This window comes from Lacrimispora amygdalina, from assembly GCF_900205965.1.
GTDB lineage: Bacteria > Bacillota > Clostridia > Lachnospirales > Lachnospiraceae > Lacrimispora > Lacrimispora amygdalina_A.
Genome location: NZ_OAOF01000021.1, coordinates 17,842 through 42,071 on the forward strand (window position 1 = coordinate 17,842; position 24,230 = coordinate 42,071).

24 protein-coding genes and 1 tRNA gene are annotated in these 24,230 nt (G+C 42.9%); 6 read left to right on the plus strand and 19 right to left on the minus strand.

Going from position 1 to position 24,230, the window contains the following annotated elements; genetic code table 11:
• Positions 1–10: 10 nt before the first annotated feature.
• Both CRO04_RS21375 and CRO04_RS21380 read right to left on the minus strand, forming a co-directional pair.
• A complete protein-coding gene (locus CRO04_RS21375) occupies positions 11–898 on the minus strand; it encodes a carbohydrate ABC transporter permease (protein WP_097006277.1) in 888 nt (295 codons plus the stop codon).
• 72 nt (positions 899–970) lie between these two features.
• Positions 971–2,332, minus strand: coding sequence for an ABC transporter substrate-binding protein (locus tag CRO04_RS21380; protein ID WP_097006278.1), 1,362 nt, complete (start codon positions 2,330–2,332; stop codon positions 971–973).
• Between the two features lie 325 nt (positions 2,333–2,657).
• Between CRO04_RS21380 and CRO04_RS21385 the strand changes: the two genes are divergently transcribed.
• On the plus strand, positions 2,658–3,518 hold the full coding sequence (locus CRO04_RS21385) for an AraC family transcriptional regulator (protein ID WP_097006279.1): 861 nt from the start codon (positions 2,658–2,660) through the stop codon (positions 3,516–3,518).
• Here CRO04_RS21385 and CRO04_RS21390 read toward each other — a convergent pair.
• The 6 genes from CRO04_RS21390 to CRO04_RS21415 all read right to left on the minus strand — a co-directional run bounded on the left by CRO04_RS21390 (position 3,515) and on the right by CRO04_RS21415 (position 9,346).
• The gene (locus tag CRO04_RS21390) at positions 3,515–5,038 is read right to left on the minus strand and encodes a glycoside hydrolase family 43 protein (RefSeq protein ID WP_097006280.1); all 1,524 of its coding nucleotides are present in this window, start codon (positions 5,036–5,038) and stop codon (positions 3,515–3,517) included. The genes CRO04_RS21385 and CRO04_RS21390 overlap by 4 nt on opposite strands.
• Positions 5,035–6,558: a sialate O-acetylesterase gene (locus tag CRO04_RS21395; protein WP_097006281.1), complete on the minus strand. Its 1,524-nt coding sequence runs from the start codon at positions 6,556–6,558 to the stop codon at positions 5,035–5,037. Before CRO04_RS21395 ends, CRO04_RS21390 begins: the two co-directional genes overlap by 4 nt.
• A 177-nt stretch (positions 6,559–6,735) precedes the next feature.
• Positions 6,736–6,918 carry a 50S ribosomal protein L32 gene (rpmF, locus tag CRO04_RS21400; RefSeq protein WP_097006282.1) on the minus strand — a complete coding sequence of 61 codons (183 nt, stop codon included), beginning with the start codon at positions 6,916–6,918 and terminating at the stop codon, positions 6,736–6,738.
• A gap of 2 nt (positions 6,919–6,920) precedes the next feature.
• Positions 6,921–7,448 (minus strand): YceD family protein, encoded by a 528-nt coding sequence (locus CRO04_RS21405; protein WP_097006283.1) that lies wholly within the window; start codon positions 7,446–7,448, stop codon positions 6,921–6,923.
• Between the two features lie 114 nt (positions 7,449–7,562).
• On the minus strand, positions 7,563–8,756 hold the full coding sequence (locus CRO04_RS21410; protein WP_097006284.1) for an acetate/propionate family kinase: 1,194 nt from the start codon (positions 8,754–8,756) through the stop codon (positions 7,563–7,565).
• Between the two features lie 20 nt (positions 8,757–8,776).
• On the minus strand, positions 8,777–9,346 hold the full coding sequence (locus tag CRO04_RS21415) for a PduL/EutD family phosphate acyltransferase (RefSeq protein ID WP_097006285.1): 570 nt from the start codon (positions 9,344–9,346) through the stop codon (positions 8,777–8,779).
• Positions 9,347–9,508: 162 nt separating this feature from the next.
• On the opposite strand from CRO04_RS21415, the gene CRO04_RS21420 reads away from it, so the two are divergent.
• Positions 9,509–10,771, plus strand: a complete 1,263-nt coding sequence (locus CRO04_RS21420) for a nucleotidyltransferase (RefSeq protein WP_097006286.1) — start codon at positions 9,509–9,511, stop codon at positions 10,769–10,771.
• Here CRO04_RS21420 and CRO04_RS21425 read toward each other — a convergent pair.
• From CRO04_RS21425 to CRO04_RS21465, 9 genes are read right to left on the minus strand one after another with little or no spacing between them, the layout of a single operon-like run.
• On the minus strand, positions 10,766–11,272 hold the full coding sequence (locus tag CRO04_RS21425) for an NUDIX hydrolase (RefSeq protein WP_097006287.1): 507 nt from the start codon (positions 11,270–11,272) through the stop codon (positions 10,766–10,768). The genes CRO04_RS21420 and CRO04_RS21425 overlap by 6 nt on opposite strands.
• A gap of 36 nt (positions 11,273–11,308) precedes the next feature.
• Complete coding sequence (locus CRO04_RS21430) at positions 11,309–11,653, minus strand: phenylpyruvate tautomerase MIF-related protein (protein WP_097006288.1); 345 nt, start codon at positions 11,651–11,653, stop codon at positions 11,309–11,311.
• A gap of 60 nt (positions 11,654–11,713) precedes the next feature.
• On the minus strand, positions 11,714–12,895 hold the full coding sequence (locus tag CRO04_RS21435; RefSeq protein WP_097006289.1) for a class I SAM-dependent methyltransferase: 1,182 nt from the start codon (positions 12,893–12,895) through the stop codon (positions 11,714–11,716).
• Positions 12,896–12,897: 2 nt separating this feature from the next.
• Positions 12,898–14,262 (minus strand): PFL family protein, encoded by a 1,365-nt coding sequence (locus CRO04_RS21440; protein ID WP_097006290.1) that lies wholly within the window; start codon positions 14,260–14,262, stop codon positions 12,898–12,900.
• A gap of 38 nt (positions 14,263–14,300) precedes the next feature.
• Positions 14,301–14,573, minus strand: a complete 273-nt coding sequence (locus CRO04_RS21445) for an ACT domain-containing protein (protein WP_097006291.1) — start codon at positions 14,571–14,573, stop codon at positions 14,301–14,303.
• A 14-nt stretch (positions 14,574–14,587) separates the two neighbouring features.
• Complete coding sequence (locus tag CRO04_RS21450) at positions 14,588–15,385, minus strand: MBL fold metallo-hydrolase (protein WP_097006292.1); 798 nt, start codon at positions 15,383–15,385, stop codon at positions 14,588–14,590.
• Positions 15,382–16,002 (minus strand): dephospho-CoA kinase, encoded by a 621-nt coding sequence (gene coaE, locus CRO04_RS21455; RefSeq protein ID WP_242974593.1) that lies wholly within the window; start codon positions 16,000–16,002, stop codon positions 15,382–15,384. Before coaE ends, CRO04_RS21450 begins: the two co-directional genes overlap by 4 nt.
• Positions 15,992–18,523 carry a DNA polymerase I gene (polA, locus tag CRO04_RS21460; RefSeq protein ID WP_097006293.1) on the minus strand — a complete coding sequence of 844 codons (2,532 nt, stop codon included), beginning with the start codon at positions 18,521–18,523 and terminating at the stop codon, positions 15,992–15,994. The genes coaE and polA overlap by 11 nt, the downstream gene beginning before the upstream one ends.
• An 8-nt stretch (positions 18,524–18,531) precedes the next feature.
• A complete protein-coding gene (locus CRO04_RS21465; RefSeq protein WP_097006294.1) occupies positions 18,532–18,882 on the minus strand; it encodes an anti-sigma factor family protein in 351 nt (116 codons plus the stop codon).
• 121 nt (positions 18,883–19,003) lie between these two features.
• Between CRO04_RS21465 and CRO04_RS21470 the strand changes: the two genes are divergently transcribed.
• The 4 genes from CRO04_RS21470 to upp all read left to right on the plus strand — a co-directional run bounded on the left by CRO04_RS21470 (position 19,004) and on the right by upp (position 22,132).
• Positions 19,004–19,086: transfer RNA gene (locus CRO04_RS21470), tRNA-Leu, on the plus strand.
• A 162-nt stretch (positions 19,087–19,248) separates the two neighbouring features.
• Positions 19,249–20,073: a DUF4163 domain-containing protein gene (locus CRO04_RS21475; protein ID WP_097006295.1), complete on the plus strand. Its 825-nt coding sequence runs from the start codon at positions 19,249–19,251 to the stop codon at positions 20,071–20,073.
• Between the two features lie 72 nt (positions 20,074–20,145).
• The gene (locus CRO04_RS21480; protein WP_097006296.1) at positions 20,146–21,471 is read left to right on the plus strand and encodes a uracil-xanthine permease family protein; all 1,326 of its coding nucleotides are present in this window, start codon (positions 20,146–20,148) and stop codon (positions 21,469–21,471) included.
• Between the two features lie 31 nt (positions 21,472–21,502).
• Positions 21,503–22,132 carry a uracil phosphoribosyltransferase gene (gene upp, locus CRO04_RS21485; protein WP_097006321.1) on the plus strand — a complete coding sequence of 210 codons (630 nt, stop codon included), beginning with the start codon at positions 21,503–21,505 and terminating at the stop codon, positions 22,130–22,132.
• 72 nt (positions 22,133–22,204) lie between these two features.
• On the opposite strand, the gene CRO04_RS21490 is transcribed toward upp, so the two are convergent.
• Entirely contained in the window at positions 22,205–23,536 is a 1,332-nt protein-coding gene (locus CRO04_RS21490; protein ID WP_097006297.1) for a sodium-dependent transporter, read from the minus strand.
• A 7-nt stretch (positions 23,537–23,543) separates the two neighbouring features.
• Positions 23,544–24,227 (minus strand): UDP-N-acetylglucosamine pyrophosphorylase, encoded by a 684-nt coding sequence (locus CRO04_RS21495; protein WP_097006298.1) that lies wholly within the window; start codon positions 24,225–24,227, stop codon positions 23,544–23,546.
• Between the last annotated feature and the right edge of the window lie 3 nt (positions 24,228–24,230).

The following is a 24,230-nucleotide window of genomic DNA, read 5'->3' on the forward strand; positions in this document are numbered from 1 at the left end:
TTTCCTCCCTCTATGACTCGTAAGTCTCTACTTTTATGCATTTACTAATCAGGATTGTAGTAAACAGGCATAAAAAGAGAAGTACCATGGAAATCGCACTGGCATAACCATATTTATAATATTTAAATCCTTGTGTATACAAGTGGGTCGCAAGCACATCAGTCCGGTGATTCGGGCCGCCCTGGGTCATATTATAGATCAGATCAAAGAACTTAAGTGAACCAATGCAGTTCAAAGAAAGAGTTGTAATCAGCATAGGCTTAATCAACGGCAGCGTTATGAAACGGAAGGACTGACCTTTTGAAGCACCGTCAATATAGGAAGCTTCGTAGATATCTCTTGAAATTCCACTGATCTGTGCCATATAAAGCATCATATTCTGCCCTACATACTGCCATAATGCCACAAAACCGATGACCCACATGGGAAGCGGTATAAATCCTTTGGTATTAAACAGCCAGTTTGGTCCCTGGATGCCAAGCGTACCCAGAAGATTATTAATACCTATTTTGGGATTGAAAAGAAATGCCCATAAAAGACCAAGTGCGGCGGATGAAAGTACACAGGGAAGGTAATAGATGTTTTTAAATAAGTTTCTGCCTGCCTTAATATTAGTCAGTAAAACCGCCAGTAATAAACCTACAATCTGCTGGGTCACACCAGAGAAAAGCATAAAAAATATGGAGTTTTTTAAAGCGATCTTCATGGTCTCGTCACTGGTGAATAAGTCTATGTAATTTTTTAATCCGACAAAATCCGGTTTTGTCAGTCCCGTATAGTTACACAGGGAATAATAGATAACCTGGATAATCGGAACGAATAAAATCAGAGTGAATAAAAGGAATGCCGGCCCAATAAAAATAAAAGCTGCTTTTTTATCCTCCAATAGCCTGTTCATATGGCTGCCTCTCTTTCTATAATGAGGGTATGCAAAGGCGTTTATGCTTCGCATACCCTCTCATTCTGTCAATTATTTTTTGAAGACATTTTTATCGTAGAAATCCTGTACCTTCTGAAGTGCTTCTTCCGGTGAGGCATTCCCAAGGAATACATCCACCATGGCAGCATCAAATGTATCTCCCGCTTCTACACTTGCCAGTGATTCATTATAAAATCCCAGCGTTCCGGTTACGTTCTTTAAGATGTCATTAATATATGCAAACTGCTTTGGTGCCTTGTCGTAATCAATGGATACCTTGGTAACCGGAATTTTTCCTGCTACTTCTGCCGTATATTTCTGAGCAGTGTCATCGGTAAACATTTTCATAAGAGCCAGTGCAGCTTCTTTATGTTTTGTGGTCGAACTCATAACCAGGTTATCTGTTTTAACAATCATACGGTTTGGATCTGAACCACCCTCAATTGCCGGGAACTGGAATACGCCGCATTTGTCTTCAAACTCCGGATTATTTCCGTTGATCTGAGCAATTGCCCATGATCCCTGTACCAGCATGGCTGCGTCTCCATTATAGAAGTTTGCAGTTGCCTGATCATTGGAATCTCCGGCTGCTGTATCCTGGAAATACTGGGAAAGCTCTTTTAATTTCTTTGCTGCATCAACGAAAGTCGGACTGGTCCAGTCAAGAGTACCTGCATTAACTCCAACCAGATTGTCCGGGCCGCCTTCACGGTCACATAAATATCCGGCTATCATAGACAGACACCATGCTGTACCTGCAGAACATGATATTGGTGTATAACCGGCTTCTTTAATCTTTTTACAGGCTGCCAGCAGTTCGTCATAGGTTTTCGGAACTTCAACTCCTGCTTTCTTAAATATGTCTGTATTGTAGAATACACAGGCAGCTGCAAAGTTTGTCGGAACTGCCATGATCTTGCCGTCATATGTAATACGTTCAAAAATACCATCTGTAAAATTACCATACCATTCAGATTCCTGATTCTTTAAAATATCTGTTAAATCTGCAGCAGCTCCGGATTCCACATACTGAGTTAAGTTAGGTCCCGGGTTACAGATGAATACATCGGGAGTATTGCCTGATGCAACCAGCGCATTCAGCTTTGCTGTGTATTCCTCCAGGTTTGTTGTTACTACATTGCAGTAATATTTCCCCTTATACTGCTCGTTAAACCGGTCTATTACCTGTTTATAGCCTTTGCTGACCAAATCTTCCGTAGCATTTAAGTCATCCCAGAACATCCAGGTGATCTGCTCTTCATCGCCTGTTGCAGCAACAGCGGCGGAAGTGGTCTCCGCTGCACCCCCCGATGATCCAGCACCCCCGCTGGTATCCGTTGAAACCCCACATCCGGAAAGTGAACCCAATACAAGTGCAGCTGCCAAAAACCCCGAAACTAATTTCTTTACCATACCTTTCCTCCTTAACAACTTTTACATTTTATGAAGCTTTATGATATGCTATAACTCTATCAGAAAATTGTCCGGTTTTCTTTATAATTGTTGCCTCTCTATTACTAATTGTTGCTATTATATAATTCCGTTCATATTTTACTTTTAAATGTAATATGCATAATAAACTTTTTATATGCCTGTTTTTTGTATCTTTTAACGATAAAAAGAATAAAACACTTCTGTTTTACTATTTTATATTGAATTTTAAAGTAATATATCTTATAATTTTTTATATATAAAAGCAATTATTTATTATCACAAATGATTATGGGGAGGACTTACATTGATTGAAAATCTGAAAGGAACTCATGAGACTGTAAATTATAAGGAATATACCAACATTCGTCTGTATGACAATACCCAGGCAGAGGACTATCCCGCACATTGGCATACTCCCCTGGAGATCATTATGCCTCTTACCGGCAAATATACAATTGTTTTAAGTACACATAGCATTGATTTAAAACCAGGTGATATTATTTTAATCTGCCCAGGTGTCATACACGCTTTAAAAGCACCTAAATCAGGACGCAGGATCATCTTTCAGGCTGAATTGCCCATGTTCCATGAGATCAAAGAGCTGGAGTCCATACTTACACTGTTGAACCCTACTTATCTTGTCACCCCTGAACTTTTCCCCTCTATACATGACCAGCTCTACCGGTACACACTGGAAATTATGGAAGAATACAGAAAAGACATGCCTTTGACTGAGACAAAGATCTATTCAAGACTTTTGGAGATGTTCGCTCTCATCGGACGCAACCATACCCAGCAGATCAGTTCTCTGGACATTGGAAATATCCAGCAGAAGAAATATGCGGAGAAATTCATTTATATCTGCAATTACATCAGCAGCCACTGCACGGAAGAATTGACCCTGGAGGAAGTTGCTGCTCTTTTGGGCTTTAGTAAATATCACTTTTCACGCCTGTTTAAGCAATTTGCAAATATATCTTTTTATAAGTATGTAAATAAAAAGCGGATTGCTGTTGCCGAAACACTGCTGATTAATCCCCAGCTGTCTGTAACCGAGGTCGCACTGCGTTCCGGCTTTTCCAGCCCCTCCGCTTTTATCCGTATGTTTAAAATCGTAAAATCCTGTACTCCTACCGAGTTCCGGCAGATGTATACACAGGATTAATGATCAAAATCAAGGTGAAGTGGTCCAAATACCGCAAAATGGTCGGAGACCTTATGCTCTGCAGATGCATAAACGCCTACCGTACAGCCGGTAAACCCACCGGCTTTTTCTGCGCAGAGATCTCTCACATCCAGGGGCTGTCCGGTTATCTGACTGTCAATTTCTACAGTCAGCATCTGATTATGCCCCTTCAGACATATCTCATGAACCTTCCCTTTTACCTCTGCTCTGCTCCATTCCATCCGTTCGTTCCCTGTTCTGATCACAGTGACCGCCTCCAGACCCTCTTTTCGTTCGCGAATGACCACTTTTACATAATGCGTTTCATTGTAAAAATAAAGCAGCCCGGCCTCCTCTGATCCCGTGGGTTCTGACTCCATCGTGACCTGTATCAGAAAATTTCTGGATAAAAGCCTGGTTCCGATATAGGCCGGAACCGACAGATCCTCGATTGTTTCAGAGAGGAAAGGAAGCTTAAGTCTGCCATCGGTTATCTTTACAGGCAAACGGTCCGGATGATCCCTCAGCCCGATACAGCGCATATCAAGGGGATAGGTCCACTCAATGTCTCCAGCAGACAGCATAACCGTCTGCTCCTCATCTGATACAGGCAGTTCCATGCATTCCAAAATCTTTCCTTCACCTGGATTCACCACAGGCCAGCCATCTTCCCATACCACCCTTGCAAGAAATGTTTCCCGCCCCAGTTCCGCACATCCTTGAAAAGGTCTCGTACCCAGCATTACCATAAACCATTCTCCATCTGCCGTCTCAATCAGATCCCCATGCCCGATATTCTGCACAGAATAATCATGCCCCAGATGGCGGTGTGTCAGTACAGGGTTATTGGGACAAGCCTCATAAGGACCGAACAGGTTTTGGCTTCGTGCAATTGAAACACTGTGGTTAAATCCGGTTCCTCCCTCTGCAAGAAGGAGATAATACATCTGGCCGATCCGGTACAGATGAGGTCCCTCCGCCCATATCGTCCGCTTCATACTGCCGTCAAATAAAACAACTGGCTTTTTAACAAGCTTTTTTTCTTTTAAATTAAGTTCCTGAATCCAGATCTCACAATCTCCGTAATAAGCTGGCTGTTCCTTTGTCCGCTGTCCTATATAGTAGCAGGAATCACCCTCAAAATAAAGACTTGGGTCTATGCCTGGTGCCTCCCTTAGAAATACCGGATCCGACCACGGGCCTTGAGGATTTACTGCAGTAACATAAAAGTTTCCGCCTCCGGATACATTGGTGGCTATTACATAATACAATCCCTTATTATATCGGATGACAGGCGCATAAATGCCCTTGGAAATATTGGCTCCAAAAAGGCGCAGCTGCTCTTTCCGCTCCAGCACATGGCCGATTAAGCGCCAGTTCTTTAAATCCGAACTTTTAAATACAGGAATACCCGGTGCGTATGCAAACGTGGAATGAACCATGTAGTAATCGTTTCCAACTCTGCATATGGATGGGTCCGGATAGAAGCCTCTTTGAATTGGATTGGTTATTTTTATCATATTCCCCCCTGTTCAATGACTGCAGTAAATGGTTTTGCCGGAAGATCTGCTTCATTAAACAGATTAACTTCACAGTATGCTTCTTTTGCAAATTCGATCTCAACCGGTTCTTCGGTCAGCAGGTCAAGAAGTATAAGCAGATCCTGATCCAGTCTGAATTCCTTTATTTCTCTCGGAATACCATTTTGCCGGATGTTTAAGCTTTTTATGGCATCTCCCTTTATATACAGTCTCTTTCCAGTATGGGAAAAGCGAAGACGGAGCCAGTTTCCCTCCCTTTTTCCTTCCATAAATGCCGGAGACTCGTATAAAATATCCTCTCCATAGATCAGTCCCCTGGCTAAAAGAGCCAGCCGCTCTCCCACTTCTTTTTTCTGTTTCGGATGGATATCCTCATACATTCCCAGATCCATTATGGAAATCATGCCTGTACCCGGTACATTCTCAGCCACCCGTTCCTGGCTTTCTCTCACCACCGGATAATCCCGTCCATCAATATCAAGCCATTTGCCAAAAGGAGCCAGCTGAACAAAAAGAAACGGCAGTTCATCCTGCCATAAATCTCTCCAGCAACGGATAAGCGAAGAAAACGTCTGATCATAGATCTCCCCATGTCCGGCATCGGATTCTCCCTGATACCATAACACGCCCCTGACAGAAAATGGAGCCAGTTCTTTTAGCATCAGTTCATATAATCCGGAAGGCCTGTAATGATGATAAGGCCCCATAGGCAGTACCGGTGAGCCCGCGTTCTCCTTCATCCACTCTTCCTGATCCCGCTGATTCATCCCGTACATCATTGCTCTCCACGCGATCTGATGCATGTAAGAGTCCTCATATGCCCATGCCTCAAGACTCTTCTGCTTTACCTCATCCATATCAGCGTACTGCAAAGCTTCCTCATATTCTTTTAGAAATATAGAAAGGGGTTCCTCATTCAGATAAGAGGAATCCATCCATGCACAAGCCGGTGTTCCGCCCCAGTTACAGCCTATTATTCCCACCGGAACACCAATTTCCGGCTGAATCGCTCTTGCAAAACAATAACCTGGAGCAGAAAAACTCTCCCACTGATAATCATGTTCCTTAAACCAGCTCCCGCAATCCGGAAGTTCCCTGACCTGTTCTGGAAAAGCAATTCTTCTGCAGTTAAACATCCGAATCATGTCATTTCTATTCCAATTCTTTATCTCATTCCAATGGGCATCGTATCTTAAAAAATATTCCATATTGGACTGACCGGCAGCTATGTAAATATCACCGATTAAGACATCTTCCAGGGTAAGTAACGGATCCTTTTTACCATCTGTAAAAAACTCTAATTTTTGTCCGCATGCTGCTTCCTTTGCCGGTATCTCACAATAAAATTTCCCCTCCCTGACTTCTGCAGAGTTGCTGTCACCGCAAAAGCGGACGATTACCCTCTCTGTTTCCTGGGCTTCTCCCCATATTTTTATCTTTTTATTGCGCTGAACAATCATTCCATTTTGAAAAATCTCAGGCAGTTTTATCCGTGCCATATTACACCCCCATAAGCTGATTAAATATTTTCTTCAGTATAGCACAGATTATTTTGAGAAAAAACAAAATACTTGCGGCCTTATTATCAAAATTAGCTTTATAAAACAAGAAAAGACAAGGCTCTGAAAAATCAGAATCCTCGTCTTTTTATGTTTTGAGCTATTTCCATACTGAAATTATTCAGCAACAGAAATGATTTCTTTCTTGTTATAAGAACCGCAAGCTTTGCATACTCTGTGTGGCATCATAAGTTCACCGCACTTGCTGCATTTCACTAAGTTCGGAGCGCTCATCTTCCAGTTTGCTCTACGTTTGTCTCTTCTAGCTTTAGAAGATTTATTCTTTGGACAGATAGACATGGTTACACCTCCTTAAACTGTTTAAAAATATCCTGGATGACTGCCATCCTGGGGTCAACAGACCTAACATCGCAGTCACAAGTCTCATGATTGAGATTTGTTCCACATCTATTACAAATTCCCTTACAGTCTTCACTGCAGAGAACCTTCATAGGCAGATTCAGTATGAGTTCATCACAAACTAACTGGTCTACATCCAGACTATAACCACTGACAAATGGTTGTTCATCGAGACCCTCTTCATCCTTTTTGTCGGTTTCGCTTAAATCAACCGTACGAATGATATCGAAACTCAGCTTATTAGGCACAGGCTCCAGACAACGGTCACAAGGAATAAGCAAAGTAAGTTCTGCTTTTCCTTCCAGTTCCAGTTTCTTTCCCCCCAGATTAATAATCCGCAGCACAACCGGTTTGGCATCTGCGATCTCATAATCTCCATTGGGTCCATGATAAGTCTTCATCTCTATATCAGGTGTATAGGTTTTCTCTTTCCCTTCCAGGGTAAACAACTCGGTTAAATTAATAAGCATATGATAATCTCCTAATACGCACCTATGTTATTATACATAGGGGCACACTATTTGTCAACAAAATATTTCCATATTTCACACTATAAAAACTATAATGTGCCAATATTTAAGGAATTATACCAAAGCTTTTGTCTCTCTTGCAATTGCAAGTTCTTCGTTGGTTGGGATCACACATACTTTCACCTTGGAATCCGGTGCGGAAATCATCATGCGTTTGCCTCTGTGGCTATTTGCTTCTGCATCGATTTCTACTCCAAGATAGGTTAAATAGGTACAGATTCCTGCACGGATCGGCTTATCATTCTCGCCTACGCCTGCTGTAAATGCGATGGCATCCACTCCATTCATTGCTGCAGTATAAGCACCGATGTATTTAGCTACACGGTAGATATATGCATTAATTGCAGTATCTGCCAGGTGATTTCCCTCTGCCTGTGCTTTCTGAACGTCACGGAAGTCACTGGAAATTCCGCCGGACATACCAAGAATACCAGATTTTTTATTTAAGATATCCAGTACTTCATTAACGGTCTTGCCTTCTTTGTTGCAGATGAACTGAACAACAGCAGGATCAATATCACCGCTTCTGGTTCCCATAATAAGACCTTCTAACGGAGTCAGACCCATACTTGTATCCACACATTTGCCTCCGATGGAAGCAGAAATACTTGCTCCATTACCTAAATGACAAACGATAACTTTTCCCTTCTCATGATCCAGCCCGCAAAAATCCAGTGCTTCTTTGGATACAAAGCTGTGGCTTGTTCCGTGGAAGCCGTAACGGCGGATGCTGTATTTCTCATAATATTCCTGGGGAATTGCGTAAAGAGAAGCTTTCTCCGGCATACCCATACCAAAAGCAGTATCAAACACTGCTACATTGGGTGTTCCAGGCATAGCTGCTTCACAAGCCTCGATCCCCATTAAGTTTGCAGGGTTGTGCAGAGGTCCTAGATCAAAGCAGTCACGAATTACTTTCTTAACGTCTTCATTCACAACGATGGAATCACTGTAAATGGTACCGGCATGGAGAACACGATGTCCTACTGCGGAAATTTCACTGGTATCTTTGATAACTCCATGCTGAGGATCAACCAGGGCATCCATAACAAGCTGAATTGCTACAGTGTGGTTTGGCATCTCTTTATCTAATTCAAATTCGTCTTTTCCCTCTGCTTTGTGAGTCAGTTTGGATCCGTTAATACCAATTCTTTCGCATAATCCTTTTGCTAAAACTCCCTCATTTGTCATATCAATCAGCTGATATTTTAAGGAAGAGCTTCCGCAGTTGATAACTAAAATTTTCATAAAACCGAATTCTCCTTTGATTATTTTACAATTTCGCCGTACTGTTCTCTGCCGCAGCCTGCTGCGTTGGATTCATCTGTATCAATGTGCATAGCCAGTGCATAAGTTTCGCTTACACGTACTACTACATCTCCAAAAACAAGGCTTCTGCCATTTGTGTCAATTTTTACAGAAACGATTTCGCCGTTTTTAACACCCAGCTTTTCTGCATCTGCAGGCGTTGCATGTATATGACGCTTTGCAGCAATTACGCCCTCTGTGATATCAATTTCACCTGCCGGTCCGATTATCTTGCAAGGTCCGCTGCCTGCGATATCTCCGGATTCTCTTACTGGTGCTGCAATTCCTGCTGAACGGGCGTCTGTCAGAGAAAGTTCCACCTGGGTAGATTTTCTGACTGGTCCTAAAATGGAAACTCCCTTGAATTCACCTTTGGATCCAACAACAGTAACTCTCTCCTCGCAAGCGAACTGACCTGGCTGGGATAATTCTTTCTTCTTGGTTAATTCATATCCCTGTCCAAATAAAATCTCAAGATGTTCCTGAGATAAATGTACATGACGAGCTGATGTTTCAACGATAAAATTCATACTTATCTATTCTCCTGTTCTTATTAATCAATGATTCTTCTTGATTCTCACTCTATTCTATGAGCATTCCCGAAAATTTTCAAGTGTTGTGATAAAATAATTTGCATTTTTTGCGAAACAATAGCATAATATAGGTTGAAATAAAGAAAAAGGACGTTTTTTATGATAAAAGAGAGAAATTCGTATGCGGTAGGAATAATTGCTGAGTATAATCCATTTCATAACGGACACGCCTATCACATCAAAAAAGCCAGGGAACTGACCAATGCAGAGTATGTGGTTGTAGTCATGAGCGGAGACTTTGTGCAGCGCGGTTCACCGGCAATTTACGACAAATATACCAGAACAGCCATGGCACTTTCCTGCGGAGCCGACTTGGTGCTGGAGCTTCCGTCCGTATTTGCAACCAGCAGTGCGGAGGATTTTGCCGCCTGCGCCGTTTCGTTGTTAAACGGTCTTGGAGCCGTTGACAGCGTATGCTTTGGCAGTGAGTGCGCAGATATGGGAAAACTTTCCTCCATTGCTTCTATTCTCGCCAAGGAGCCGCCCGTTTATTCAGAGGAACTGCGCAGTCAGCTGAAAAAAGGAGCTACATTCCCCGAAGCAAGAAATACCGCTCTGATCACAAGCGGTGCTGTCAGTAACGAAGATGCTAAAGTCCTTGCCTCACCCAATAATATTTTAGGAATTGAATATTTAAAAGCGATCTGCAGGCAGCATTCTTTTCTCACTCCGCTAACCATTGCAAGAAACGGCAGCGGATACCATGATCCGCTGCTCACACCTGACCGATTCTGCTCCGCTACCGGACTTAGAAAAGCGTTAAAGGAATCAGAAAGTTCTTCCAGCGAAAACCCGGCAGTCTTTCAGTATGTACCGGAAGCAGTGAAAAAGAAAATCATGGAGAGCAGGCCTCTTTTCTATGACGATTTCAGCCTGCTTTTAAATACAACACTGCTCCGGCTTTCAATGGAAGGGATTCCGTTTCAGACCTTTGCCGACGTGTCGGAGGAACTGGCAGCCAGGATAACTAAACAACTTCCAGATTATCATTCCTGTGAAGAGAAAATTAATCAGCTAAAAACAAGACAATACACATATACCAGAATCAGCCGTGCATTGCTTCATATTCTTACAGGCACAACAAATCAGCTGACTGCTGAAGGCAGACAGGCCGGTTATGCTCCTTATGCAAGAATACTGGGATTTAGAAAAGACTCCGTACCTCTGATGGGAGAAATAAAAAAAAGAGGGAGCATCCCTCTCATTACTAAAACTGCAGGCGCAGAAACCAGCCTGACGGGAGCAGCCGCTTCGATGCTCCGGCACGATTTTTATTCTTCACATATCTATCAAACTGTATATCAGGCAAAATATGATACAAAAATCAAAAATGAATTCACACAATCCGTCGTCATACTATGACGGCGGATTGATGAATTCTCTGATACTGTCTTTATATAGAAGAAACCGGGATTTTGGTACCACTACCTCCTGTTTCCATAAATCAAGCAGCTCATTAAAGGTTACAAGCCTGGCATCAACAACTTCTTCCTTCTGCAGTTTAACATCCTCTATGGTAATGTCCTGTCTGGTAATATAGGTATCTACAAACCGTTCCTTCTGACGAATGCTATGAATCAGCTTTAAATCTTCTTTATCAGCATGAATACCAGTTTCTTCCAAAAGCTCTCTTAATGCTCCTTCTGCGCTTGTTTCTCCTGCAAGCACAGAACCTCCGGAACACTCCCACATTAATCCATATGGCTTATCCGGATGCCGTCTGGTCAGAAGAATCAGATTCTTCTGATTAACGGTCCAGATATCAGCCACCAGATGGTATTCCCCTTTACCAAGCGGAACCCCTCGAACATGTGTCCTTCCGGTTGCCGCTCTGTTCTCATCGTAGATATCCCAAAGTTCCATAAGCCATTCCCCTGTCTGACGTGTCAACAGTTAAATTTAAAAGTTTGATCCGTTCCAGCCCCAGTGATTTGCTTCCTCGTATTTTATATAGATCTTATCCTGCGCAATTCCCAATACGTCTTTATATATCCTGGAAATTTCAGCGGTCAGGTAGTCAAGGTCCCGGTCAGCAGCATGCCCGAAAATTTTAACTTCTATAAAAGCAATTTTCGTGTTGTTCTTTCCTTTGAAATATAGGGAATAGTTATCTTCAAAACCAACCATCAGCCAGCTTTCTGATTTGCCTGGAATCAGGCTGATAGCCTGCCCGAGCTTCTCTTTTAACAGTTCCTTCTCTTCCTCTGATAATGTAACATTTACTTTTGAATTAATAAAAGGCATGAACATTCCTCCTTCAATTATTAAAATCATCATATCATATATAGCAGTAAATTTCACCCATTATTTTACAATAGTCTGCTCTTTAAAAATAAGATCATAAAGGGTCAGATTTCCATGAAGAAATTCCATAATTTCATCAATCTGCTTCCGATTATTCTTCTTTTCTCCCTGCTTAACCGCACGGATTAAAATATTCTTTGGTGTGTGTTCCATATCAATGAATTCCAGTATCTGGGTTCTGTACCCCTGGTTTTCCAGAATTTCCGCCCGCAGCGCATCCGTATACAGGGCAGACAGACGTTCTTTAATCAGTCCATACTGCAGCACAGGGGCCATCAGACTGTTCTCTATCTGTTTATTGAGTTCGTGCTGACAGCAGGGAACAGAAAGAATAACAGATGCTCCCCACCGGACTGCTTTTGCAAGTGCAAAATCAGTAGCTGTATCGCAGGCATGAAGTGTTACAACCATATCAACCTGATCCACGCCCTCATAAGAAGCGATATCACCGTGATAGAATCTCAGTTTTTCATAACCATAGCTTTCACTTAACCGGTTACAGTTGTCAATTACCGTCTGCTTTAAATCCAGACCAATAATGCGGATGGAATACCCTTTTTGCTCATGAAGATAATAATACATGGCAAAGGTCAGATAGGATTTGCCGCAGCCAAAGTCAATAATTACATTCTCCCTGTCTTTATGAAGCCTGGGGAGTATATCTTCAATAAATTCCAGAAACCGGTTAATCTGGCGGAATTTATCGTATCTGGACTTTACGATCCTGCCTTCTTCTGTCATTACTCCCAGATCAACCAAAAACGGAACAGGGGTTCCTTCTTTTAAAATATAGTTTTTTTGCCTGTTATGATCAGTAACAGGGGGAGCTGCCATGATCTTTTGCGGAGTGCGTTTTACCTTAATGCCTGGCACCCCTTTTTTGCTTACCAGAACTCTGACCTGTCCTTTGGCGGATTCCAGTTCCATCTGCCGAAACGTTCCATCCAATAAATCCGTAACATAGTCTGCACATTCTGATTCCCGAAGATTCTTATGAAATGCCTGGTTTCCTTTCAACTCTTCCGCCTGAAACAGCACCAGCTCCTTCTGTTTCAGGGGACGGATCTTCACTTTCGACACCCCCTGTTTCTCAGTTGGGTTGCTGATAATGATGCGGACCAGGAATTCATCAAGAAATTCTCCAATCGCTTTTGCCAGTTTTCTCTTTTCTATCTGTTCCATACTTAATTCTTAAAACTGTGAATCGGCGCAGGGATTCTTCCCCCCCGGCTGACAAACGCCTCACAGGAGTACTGGTTTACAGGCATAACAGGAGCATATCCTAAAAGTCCGCCAAATTCAACCGTTTCGCCAACCGTCTTACCGATTACCGGAATGATTCGAACTGCCGTTGTCTTCTGATTCACCATGCCGATTGCTGATTCATCTGCAATGATTCCTGATATGGTAGAAGCAGAGGTGTCTCCGGGAATGGCAATCATGTCAAGTCCTACGGAACAGACACAGGTCATGGCTTCCAGCTTTTCCAGATTCAGAGCACCCATGGCAACTGCATCGATCATTCCCTGATCTTCACTGACTGGTATAAAGGCTCCGCTTAATCCTCCTACATAGGACGAAGCCATAACTCCGCCTTTTTTAACCTGATCATTGAGTAGAGCAAGAGCTGCAGTGGTACCGGGAGCACCAACACGTTCCAGACCGATCTCTTCCAGAATCTCAGCCACACTGTCACCGACTGCAGGTGTGGGAGCCAGAGAAAGATCAATGATACCAAATGGAACATTCAGCCTTTTAGAAGCCTCCTGTGCAACCAGCTGCCCCACACGGGTAATCTTAAATGCAGTCCGTTTAATGGTCTCGCAAAGGACTTCAAAGTCCTTTCCTCTGGCAGCTTCAATCGCCCGTTTTACTACGCCCGGTCCGCTGACACCTACATTAATGATGGCATCTGCTTCTGTCACACCATGGAAGGCACCAGCCATAAATGGGTTATCATCCGGCGCATTGCAGAATATAACCAGTTTTGCACAGCCAAGAGAATCATTCTCTTTCGTCTCTTCTGCTGTTTCCAGTACGATCCTGCCCATAAGTGCAACGGCATCCATATTGATTCCTGTTTTTGTAGAGCCTACATTTACAGAACTGCAGACGCGGTCTGTACAGGCTAGCGCTTTTGGAATGGAACAGATCAGGTTTTTGTCTGCTGTTGTCATGCCCTTGCTGACCAATGCAGAATATCCGCCGATAAAATTAACACCTACTTCTTTTGCAGCGCGGTCAAGCGTCTGTGCAATGGTAACAAAATCCTCCGGAGTTTTACATGCTGCACCTCCGACCATGGCAATTGGGGTTACTGAAATCCGTTTATTTACAATGGGAATTGCAAAATCCTTCTCGATCTCTTTACCAACCGGTACCAGATTTTTAGCGACAGTGGTAATCTTATTGTAGATCTTCTCATTTACTGCCTGTAAATCGCTGTCACAGCAGTCAAGGAGGCTGATGCCCATGGTGATGGTACGCACATCCAGCAGTTCCTGTTCGATCATCTTATTGGTCTCATTTACTTCAAACATATTCAACATATTGAAAACCCATCCTTTTCTTAAGCCTTACTGCGTAATCAGATCCGATGCATTTTTGTGAAAATATCTTCCCTCTGGCATTTTACCTTTACACCGATCTCATCGCCTATCTGCTCCAGTTCATCTGCAAGCTCTCCAAAAGGCTTCGCTGCTTCATCCATGTCAACAATCATCATCATATTAAAATATCCCTGTACAATGGTCTGGGAAATATCCAATATGTTCACCTGGTTGTTTGCAAGATACGTACAAATCTTAGCAATAATCCCCACTGTGTCTTTGCCAACTACTGTAATAATCGTCTTATTCATCATGCATCTCCTCTTTATATAGTGATAATTTCCGACATCTGATCCCGTTTTGCAACGGCTATGGAAAAATCAGATGCCTTAAATGGATTATCTCCTTCTGAGATTTCAAGCTTTACGGTTTCATAAGCAAGCTCTTCATAATTATTCTCCTTGCTTAAATGACCCAGCAGAATCTTCTTTAAGTTCTCGTGAAGAATGCAGCACAGCAGCCGTCCCGCATTTTCATTGGATAAATGACCATGATCTCCTAATATTCTTCGTTTCAGATAATAAGGATAAGGTCCTGCCTGAAGCATATTCACATCATGATTGGATTCTAATAAAACCGCATCCAGTCCCTGCAGATGCTCGATAATGTACTGATTGTAATGGCCCATATCCGTTGCCACTGCAACGGACCTATGTTCATGCTGAATCCGGTAAGCTACCGGATTGGCCGCATCATGGTCAATGGAAAACGGTTTGACCTCTAAATCACCCACAAAAAAATCCACATCAGGACGAATGGCACAAAATAATTCCCGGGGGTATTCTCCCAGATATTTCTGTTTGGAAATTTCCTCCAGAGTCTCCCTCGTTCCGTAGATAGGAACACCATATTTTCTGGCCAGCACTCCCAGCCCTTTGGTATGATCAGAATGTTCATGAGTGATCACAATTCCAGTGAGCTCGCTTCCTTTTAACCCGATTTCATTTAAGCCCTGTTCAATTCTCTTGTTGCTTATTCCGGCGTCAACCAGAATATGAGTTGTGTCAGAACCTACATAAATGCAGTTTCCACTGCTCCCGCTAGCAATGCTTACCAGTCTCATATTGTTTTCGATCCCCTGCTTTTTAATATTTCCCCTAATTGGTTCTCTAAATCCATGACAGAACCATTGTTTTCGATGATCCGGTCACAAAGTCCTGCATACTCCTGCTCCGAGACCTGACTTTTGATAATTTCTTCCGAATGTTCTTTCGTATAACCCCTGTTCTCTGAAAGGCGCCTGATTCGGACATCCTCTTTCGCACGTACATACCATATCTCATCAAAGAGGTCTTTTGCTTCTTCACCCATAATTGCAAATTCTACCACAATAAGCCCGGCTTGGGAAGCAGAAATTTTTTCTCCGATCCGTTTCCATACAAGAGGATGGATCAGGGAATTAACCAGCTCTCTTGAAGATGTATCTTTAAAAATTATTTTACCCAATGCAGTGCGGTCAATGATGTCGTCAGAATCAAGAATTGCTTCCCCCATCACTTCAATTAACCGAAAATACCCTTCTTCTCCCGGCAACATCAGTTCATGTGCCACCTTATCTGCTTCGATTACTTTTGCATTAAATTTTGTTTTCAATATCGACAGGACCAGACTTTTTCCGGCTCCCACTCCGCCTGTCAGTCCAATTACGTTCATACAATCCACCATTCCTTTATTTTGCATCAAACCAGGATTCTCCAACATTGGCATCAACCTCCAGAGGCACTGCCAGTTTTGCAGCCTGCTTCATCTCTTCCACCAGCAGATTCTTTACCTGGTCCAGTTCTTCCATGTGGGTTTCAATCAGAAGTTCATCGTGTACCTGAAGAACGATTCTGGACTTCAGTCCCTGTTTTTTTAATGCACGGTCCACACGGATCATGGCAATTTTAATAATATCCGCTGCGGTTCCCTGTATAGGGGAATTCATGGCTGCACGTTCTCCAAATGACCGCTGCATAAAGTTAGAGGATTTCAGTTCCGGCACCGGACGGCGTCTTCCAAACATGCTGACTGCATATCCGGTTTCTTTGGCATCCGCCACCAGTTTATCAAGAAAAGCCTTTACTCCGGGATAGGTTTCAAAATATTTTTCAATATACTCCGTAGCTTCTTTTCTGGTTATACTTAAACCTTCGCTTAATCCAAATGAACTGATTCCATATACAATCCCAAAGTTCACTGCCTTTGCATTCCGCCGCTGAAGAGAGGTCACCTCGTTAAGCGGTACATGAAAGACTTCTGAGGCAGTGATGGCGTGAATATCCTCTGCCTGCTGATAAGCATCGATCAGTCTTTTATCCCCCGACATATGAGCCAGCACTCTCAGTTCGATCTGGGAATAATCGGCATCAACAAAAACACAGCCCTCTTTCGGAACAAAAACCTTTCTGATCTCTCTTCCCAGTTCCATGCGGATAGGAATATTCTGCAAATTAGGTTCTGTACTGCTGATTCTCCCGGTAGCCGTAATCGTCTGATTAAAGGTACCGTGAATCCGTTCATCCGGTCCGATATAGGAAGCCAGTCCATCGGCATAGGTAGAGTTTAACTTAGTCAGCTGCCTGTAATCCAGAATCAGGCTTATGACCGGATAGTCAGGGGCCAGTTTTTCCAGCACATCCGCAGCAGTGGAATAACCTGTTTTTGTTTTTTTCCCGCCTGGAAGCTTCATCTTTTCAAAAAGAACTTCTCCCAGCTGTTTTGGTGAATTGATATTAAACGTTTCACCTGTCTGCTCATATATTTTCAGTTCTGTTTCTTTGATTTTGATTTTCAGCCTGTCTCCGTATTCTTTCAATCTGTCCCGCTCAACACGGATTCCCGTTTCTTCCATAGAAAACAAACTGAATATCAGTGGCATCTCAATCTCATAAAACAGCTGTTCCATATCCGTCTTTTTCAGTTCTTCCCTCAAAATCTTTCCGCACAAAAAAGAAACGGCTGCCATCGAACAGATACAGGTAACTGCCTGCTGGTGATTTTCAATCATCGACTGGCTTATTGAGCGTTTCCCCAACAGTTCTGTCCGGGAGGGAAGGGATAACTGAAGGTAACTCTCTGCCAGTTCATGATATTCGTAGGAACTTTTCTGAGGGTCCAACAAATAGGCTGCAACCGATGCATCAAATACCGTTGTTTCCTCATTCAGATTCAAAAATGGCAGCTGGCTTTTTAAATCAAGAAATATAACTTCTCCTGCCCGTTTGCACAACTTTAGTGCCTTTTCCTTCAGATAATGTGACGTGATCTCTCCCTGGGCAGTAAAGCACCAGCATTCCTCATTTGACAGACATAGAGCCAGAGCAGTAATTTCTTTATCCGTTCCTGCCAGCTGCATACCCGCACTGCTGTCTGAGCCGCATCCTGCAAAAACAGCTTCTGCTTCAGAAAGAGATGTAACTTCTTTTATCCGCCATCCAGAGGAAGCGGGTTCCTGTCCTTCTTCCGGGAACTGGGCCGGTTCAAAATCCATCTCCATAATTTCAGAAATCTCTGTCTCAGCAATGGATTTCGTCTCATCTAAGTGGAGGTCGTAATCACTTTTGATAACGAGTTCTTCCGCCTCTTTTTTTATCTGCGCCTCATATAGAACCAGGGCATCCTTAATTTGTTTTGACTGTACATTCTCTTTTTGCTCATAAAGGGTTTGCAGGGAACCATATTGTGAAATTAACCTGGAAGCCGTTTTACGTCCTAAATCTGCCCCTCGTTCCAGAGCAAATACATCGTTTAACTGTTCCGCTTCCACACCAAACTGTGCCTTAACTTCATCTGCAGACCAGGCTTTTAATTCCAGCCCCTGTTCTCCCAGATCAGGAATCCAGACAGTTACATGCTCTTTTACAGTTATCAGAAGTTCCTCGCTGCCAGTCAGCACAACAACCTCTTTACCATCCGCCTCACAATTCTTTGCCAGGGAAGCAATAAGGTCTTTTCCCCGCGCTCCCTCAACGGTATATACAGGAATGTTCAGGGAATGAAATGTTTCTTTTAACAGTTCTTCTTTTTCCTTCCAATCCTGCGCTGCCGGCTTTTTGTTCAGAACACTGCCAAATGCGGCGGCCATATACTCCGTTTGTTTTTCTTCTATTATACGAACCACAACATTGCGTATTCCTTTTACACAATCGGCTGGAAGTGCATAATAAGCATTCTCCAGCATAGTGGCTCCGTCAATCAGTACTGCTTTTTTTCTGTTCATCTGTTCTCCTATCCAAGCAAGCCCAACTGCAGCCAGATTCTGCACTGAAGAAGGACTGTAATGATAAGTGCCATGACACTCACGGTAGATACCGCATATCTTGCTATTTTGATCAGCTGTATTAATTGAAGCCTTTGTCTGGACTGTTCTAATGCAGCCTCAAGTGCTCCCTTGATATTATAGTTCCCGGTTTCTGAATCCAGCTGCATGATTCCTGCCTCTATGGTAAAATATATTTCCAGTTCTTCCATGCAATCTGCACAGGATTTCGTGTGTTTCAGAAACTCCTCCAGTTCCTCATCTGTCAGCTGCCCGTTTATATATGGAATAACCAGACGTTCTGCCTCTTTACATGTCATCGCCCAGACACCTCCTTACCAATAGCTTTTATCTATCATACAATATATTTTGCCGTTTTTCAATTTAAATACTTGCCAAATGGAAAATCCTGTGATAGAATAATGAACGTTGTAAGAGCAGGCCGGCATGTCGGAATGGCAGACGAGGCGGACTCAAAATCCGTTGATGGCAACATCGTGTGGGTTCAAGTCCCACTGCCGGCACTACACCCTTGGCAGGGATCAGGACTTCGCAAACCGAATTCAGTTAGGTTTGCGGAGTCTTTTCTCTTTTTTTCCAAATTTCTCCTTAATTTTATCTTATATTCCATGAAAAGATTCCGGTATTATGATATACTGCTATAAGAAAAAATAAATTGATCTGAGGTGATAATCACGAAACATCATATTCTTTTAATCGCTGCCCTTCTGTCCGCACTGACACTTTACGGGTGCAGCCACCGAAACTATGTAAAACCTGATTTGTCAGGAATTCAGACAACCGGAAGTTCCGCTGCCGAGAATCTTACTACCACTGCCATAGAGGTTAACAATGAGCCGGAAAGCAGCAGCTTAAGCACAGATACGAAATCCGGTATTGCCACCGCTGTTTATATTTTTAAGAATGACAAGGTGACAATTGAGTATCCAGTCCTTACCCAATTAGAAGATGAATCCAAGTTAGAGGCAGTCAACGCTCTTTTAAAAAATAATGCGTTGGAAATCATCAATGCTTATTCCATTGATCCTGCAAAAGACAGCCTCACTGTCAGTGCTGATATTATTTCTGCAGACAGAAACCGGGTCAGTGTTGTCTATACCGGAATGCTGTCTGTTGACGGGGCTGCTCATCCCACGAATTTGTATTATACCAGCGTAGTGGATTTAAAGACACTCCAAAACATCAGGCTTTCGGATTATGTAGATCCAAAACTCCTTGCACAATATGTGCTCTCTGACCAGTGTAAGTTTTATCAGACTTCTGCCGAACTTACCAGTGTACTGATGGATGCGCGGACCAGTATGGACTCAGGGACGTATACCAGCATTTTCCAGGATGCTGATTTTTCTTCCGGACAGTCTCAGAAAGAAAACTCCGTTTTTCCGGAATCCTTTAGTTATGAGGACAAAGGTACCATTATTGTTTCTATACCACTACCTCATGCTTTGGGGGATTTTGCGCTTATTGAATATACTCCTGAGACAAAATAACAAAAATAGTTGCCAATTATCCCTTTCTCTGATAAAATAGGACGGAAAAATAAAAAGAAACGGGGTATTATCATGAGTAACAACGCAAAATTGACAACCCGAGACTATCTGCTCAGCATTCAGCATCTTTTCGCCATGTTCGGCGCAACCGTGCTGGTACCCTTACTGACAGGTCTCAATCCATCGCTGGCATTATTCTCTGCAGGCGTTGGCACCTTAATATTCCACTGCTGTACTAAATTTAAAGTTCCTGTGTTTCTCGGTTCATCATTCGCATTTCTGGCCGCGGTTTCAGCAATTATCCGACCAGAAGGAACCGTGATCCCTGAGAACGTACCTTTAGTACAGGGTGGAATTATTTTTGCCGGTCTGGTTTATCTTCTCTTCGCCTTGATCGCATACAGTATTGGTGCAGAGAAAATCAAGAAGATTTTTCCTCCTGTAGTAACTGGTCCTGTAATTGTAGTCATAGGAATCAATCTGGCAGGTACGGCAGTCAGTGATGCAACTGGTAATTTAAGTCTGGCTGACGGAGTAACACCTGCTATTGCGCTGAATCTGGGAATTGCCATATTTACATTATTCGTAGTAATTCTCTGTTCTATCTTCGCTCATGGTTTTTTCAAGCTGGTTCCGATTCTCATCGGAATAGCGGCCGGTTATATCCTTTGCATCATTTTAGGAGCATTGGGTATTTACCACATGGATTATTCCGCCATTACAGCTGCATCATGGATTAATATCCCATTTGTAACAAAGGATTTAAACGGTGTACCCTTTATGTCTGTTCCAAAATTCAGCTTAGGTGCCATACTTTCCATCGCCCCCATTGCCTGCGTTACATTTATGGAACATATTGGAGACATCACCACCAACGGAACGGTTGTAGGTAAAGATTTCCTCAAGGATCCAGGGCTTCACCGCACATTAATGGGCGACGGTGTCGCTACCCTGTTTGCAGGATTTTTAGGCGGACCTGCCAACACGACTTATTCTGAGAATACCGGCGTTCTGGCAACAACCAAAAATTACAACCCAAGACTCCTGCGTGTCACTGCCGTATTTGCCATTATTCTGGGGCTTTTTGGAAAAGTCGGCGCAATCCTTCAGACAATCCCGGGTCCGGTAAAAGGCGGCGTGGAGATCATGCTGTTTGGAATGATTGCTGCTGTGGGCATTCGCTCTCTGGCAGAATCCGATTTAGATTTTACACACAGCAGAAATTTAACTATCGTTGGCCTTATTCTGGTATTCGGACTGGGACTGGCCCAGCTTGGAGGACTTAACATTGTAATAGGTTCTGTAACATTAAACATCTCAGGTCTTTTCATCGCTGTTGTCATAGGTGTCTTTATGAACCTGATACTGCCTGAAACTCCTGATACAGCAAGAGATTAAAGAAAGGAATTAACTTATTATGGATTCAATTATGGACAATGTAACAGTTTTTACCCACCCACTTATTCAGCATAAAATTTCAATTTTACGAGACAAGAGAACAGGTACCAACGAATTCCGGGCTTTGATTGAGGAAATCGCCATGCTGATGGGATTTGAGGCATTAAGGGATCTTCCCTTACAGGATGTGGAGGTGGAAACTCCCATTGAGACCTGTATGACTCCTATGATTGCCGGTAAAAAGATGGCAGTTGTTCCAATCCTCAGAGCAGGTCTTGGTATGGTAAACGGAATACTGGCACTTGTACCATCTGCCAAGGTAGGACACATCGGATTATACCGGGATGAAAAAACTCATGAGCCTCATGAGTATTACTGCAAGCTTCCAAGCCCCATCGAGCAGAGAACCATTGTTGTTACGGATCCTATGCTTGCAACCGGCGGATCTGCTACTGCAGCTGTTGATTTTATCAAGCAGTACGGCGGAAAACACATCAAGTTCATGGCAATTATTGCTGCTCCGGAAGGCTTAAAACGGCTTCATGAAGCGCATCCGGATATTCAGATCTATGTAGGACATCTGGACCGTCAGTTAAATGAAAATGCTTATATCTGCCCAGGTCTCGGAGACGCCGGCGACCGTATATTCGGAACAAAATAAAGAAAAATAAAGAATCCCGGGATGATTGTCTTTTCAGACAGAACATCCCGGGATTCTTTTATTTAAAAAATATCAGCCGATTCCCTTATATACGATACTTAATATAAATACAAGCAGCGCCAATAACACGTAAATGTACTTCGCTGTAAAAATGAAATAAGATCCAAGAGGTTTTTTCCGCCCCTTATTCAACTCTTCCAGGATTGTCTCCTTTTTCAGAACCCAGTATATCATTACAGCACACAGCACAGCACCAAAAGGTACCACATAAACAGTGATGTAATCCATCCAGGCGCCCATATACGGTTCATATTCAATGAAAAGGCCGATGACGAATACAATGGTGCCCACAAATGCAATGGCTGCTTTTCTAGGAACATGCAGGTGCGTCTGAATCGCTTCTGAGCATACTTCAAACATATTCACCAGAGAAGTGACTCCTGCAAATAATACGGAAAGGAAAAATAATACTGCTATCACTCTGCCCGCCGGAATCTTTGCAAACACCTTCGGTAAGGTGATAAACATTAACGGCGGTCCGCTGGCCGGATCCATCTGAAATGCAAATACTGCAGGAATAATTGCAAAACCTGCCAATAGAGCGGCAATGGTATCTAAAAAAGCGGTGGTAACAGCCGCTTTTGGTATATTCTCTTTTTTGTCCAGATAGCTTCCATAAATCACCATTCCTGATCCTGTAATCGACAGAGAAAAAAACGCCTGCCCCATAGCCATAACCCAGGTTTCCGGCTTTTTTAAAAGTTCCCACCTTGGTACCAGAAGATATTTATATCCTTCCAATGCACCTGGAAGGAAAAATACCCGGACTGCAATCAGTAAAAAAAGGATAAAAAAAGCAGGCATCATAATTGCGTTTACTTTCTCAATCCCTTTTAATACCCCGCCTGCCAGTACGGTTACAGTTATGATCACAACGATAAGATGCCAGGGTACACTGCCAAAATGACCGGTCGCCCTGGAAAAATAATCTGCTGTTTCTTCTTTTAATATAACACCGGATAAGGACCCCCATAAATATCTTAAAACCCAGCCCACTATAATCGCGTAGCCAATGGCAATACCGAATGAACCGATCAAAGGAATCGCTCCCAGGAAAGATCCACCCCGTTTTCCCCTTGTCTTTAAAGCATAGTCATAAGAGCCGATGGGGCCAGTGCCGGTAAGTCTGCCAAAAGCAAACTCACCGGATAAGCCAACAAGACCGAACAAAAATATAAATCCAAAATATACCAGCAGAAAGGCTGCTCCTCCATACTGTCCCAGCCGGTAAGGAAACATCCATATGTTTCCCATGCCAACCGCCGATCCGACAGAAGCAAGAATAAATCCTATTCTGGAACCGAATTTATCTTTACCCGCCTGGATATGTTTTCTTTCGTTCATGTCGAATTTATTCCTCAGTTATATTTTTTTCTACGACTTCTCCCTGATTTTTGTAGATCTTATTGCCATCTACACAGCTTCTGACACAGGAAAGCGGATAAACAGCTGCCTTTGGTCCGATCACTGTTCCAGGATTTAAAACAGCACCACAGCCGATCTCTGCATAATCACCAAGGATTGCTCCAAACTTCTTAAGACCAGTTTCGATGTCTTCATCCTCTGCATGTACAGTTACAAGAGATTTATCTGTTTTCACATTAGAAGCAATGGAGGATGCACCCATATGGGACTTATATCCTAAAATAGAATCTCCAACATAATTAAAATGAGGAACCTGCACTTCATCAAAAAGAATGGAATTCTTTATCTCTGATGAGTTTCCAACGACTACACGGTCACCGATGATTGCGTTACCTCTGATAAATGCACAATGACGGATCTGGGCATTCTTTCCGATAATCACATTCTCACCCATACAAGCTGTTGGCGGAAGATTTACAGATTTATGAATCCAGACTGCTTTTCCTACATGAACGTATTCGTCTTTTGGAAGGCGCTGTCCCAGAGAAACGATAAATTCGCTGATCTTAGGAATGATTTCCCATGGATAGGTGGTCTGTTCAAATAATAATTTGGCCAATGTATGGTTGGTATCAAAAAGGTCCTGGTTTGTCATATCTTCTTTTTTCATGTT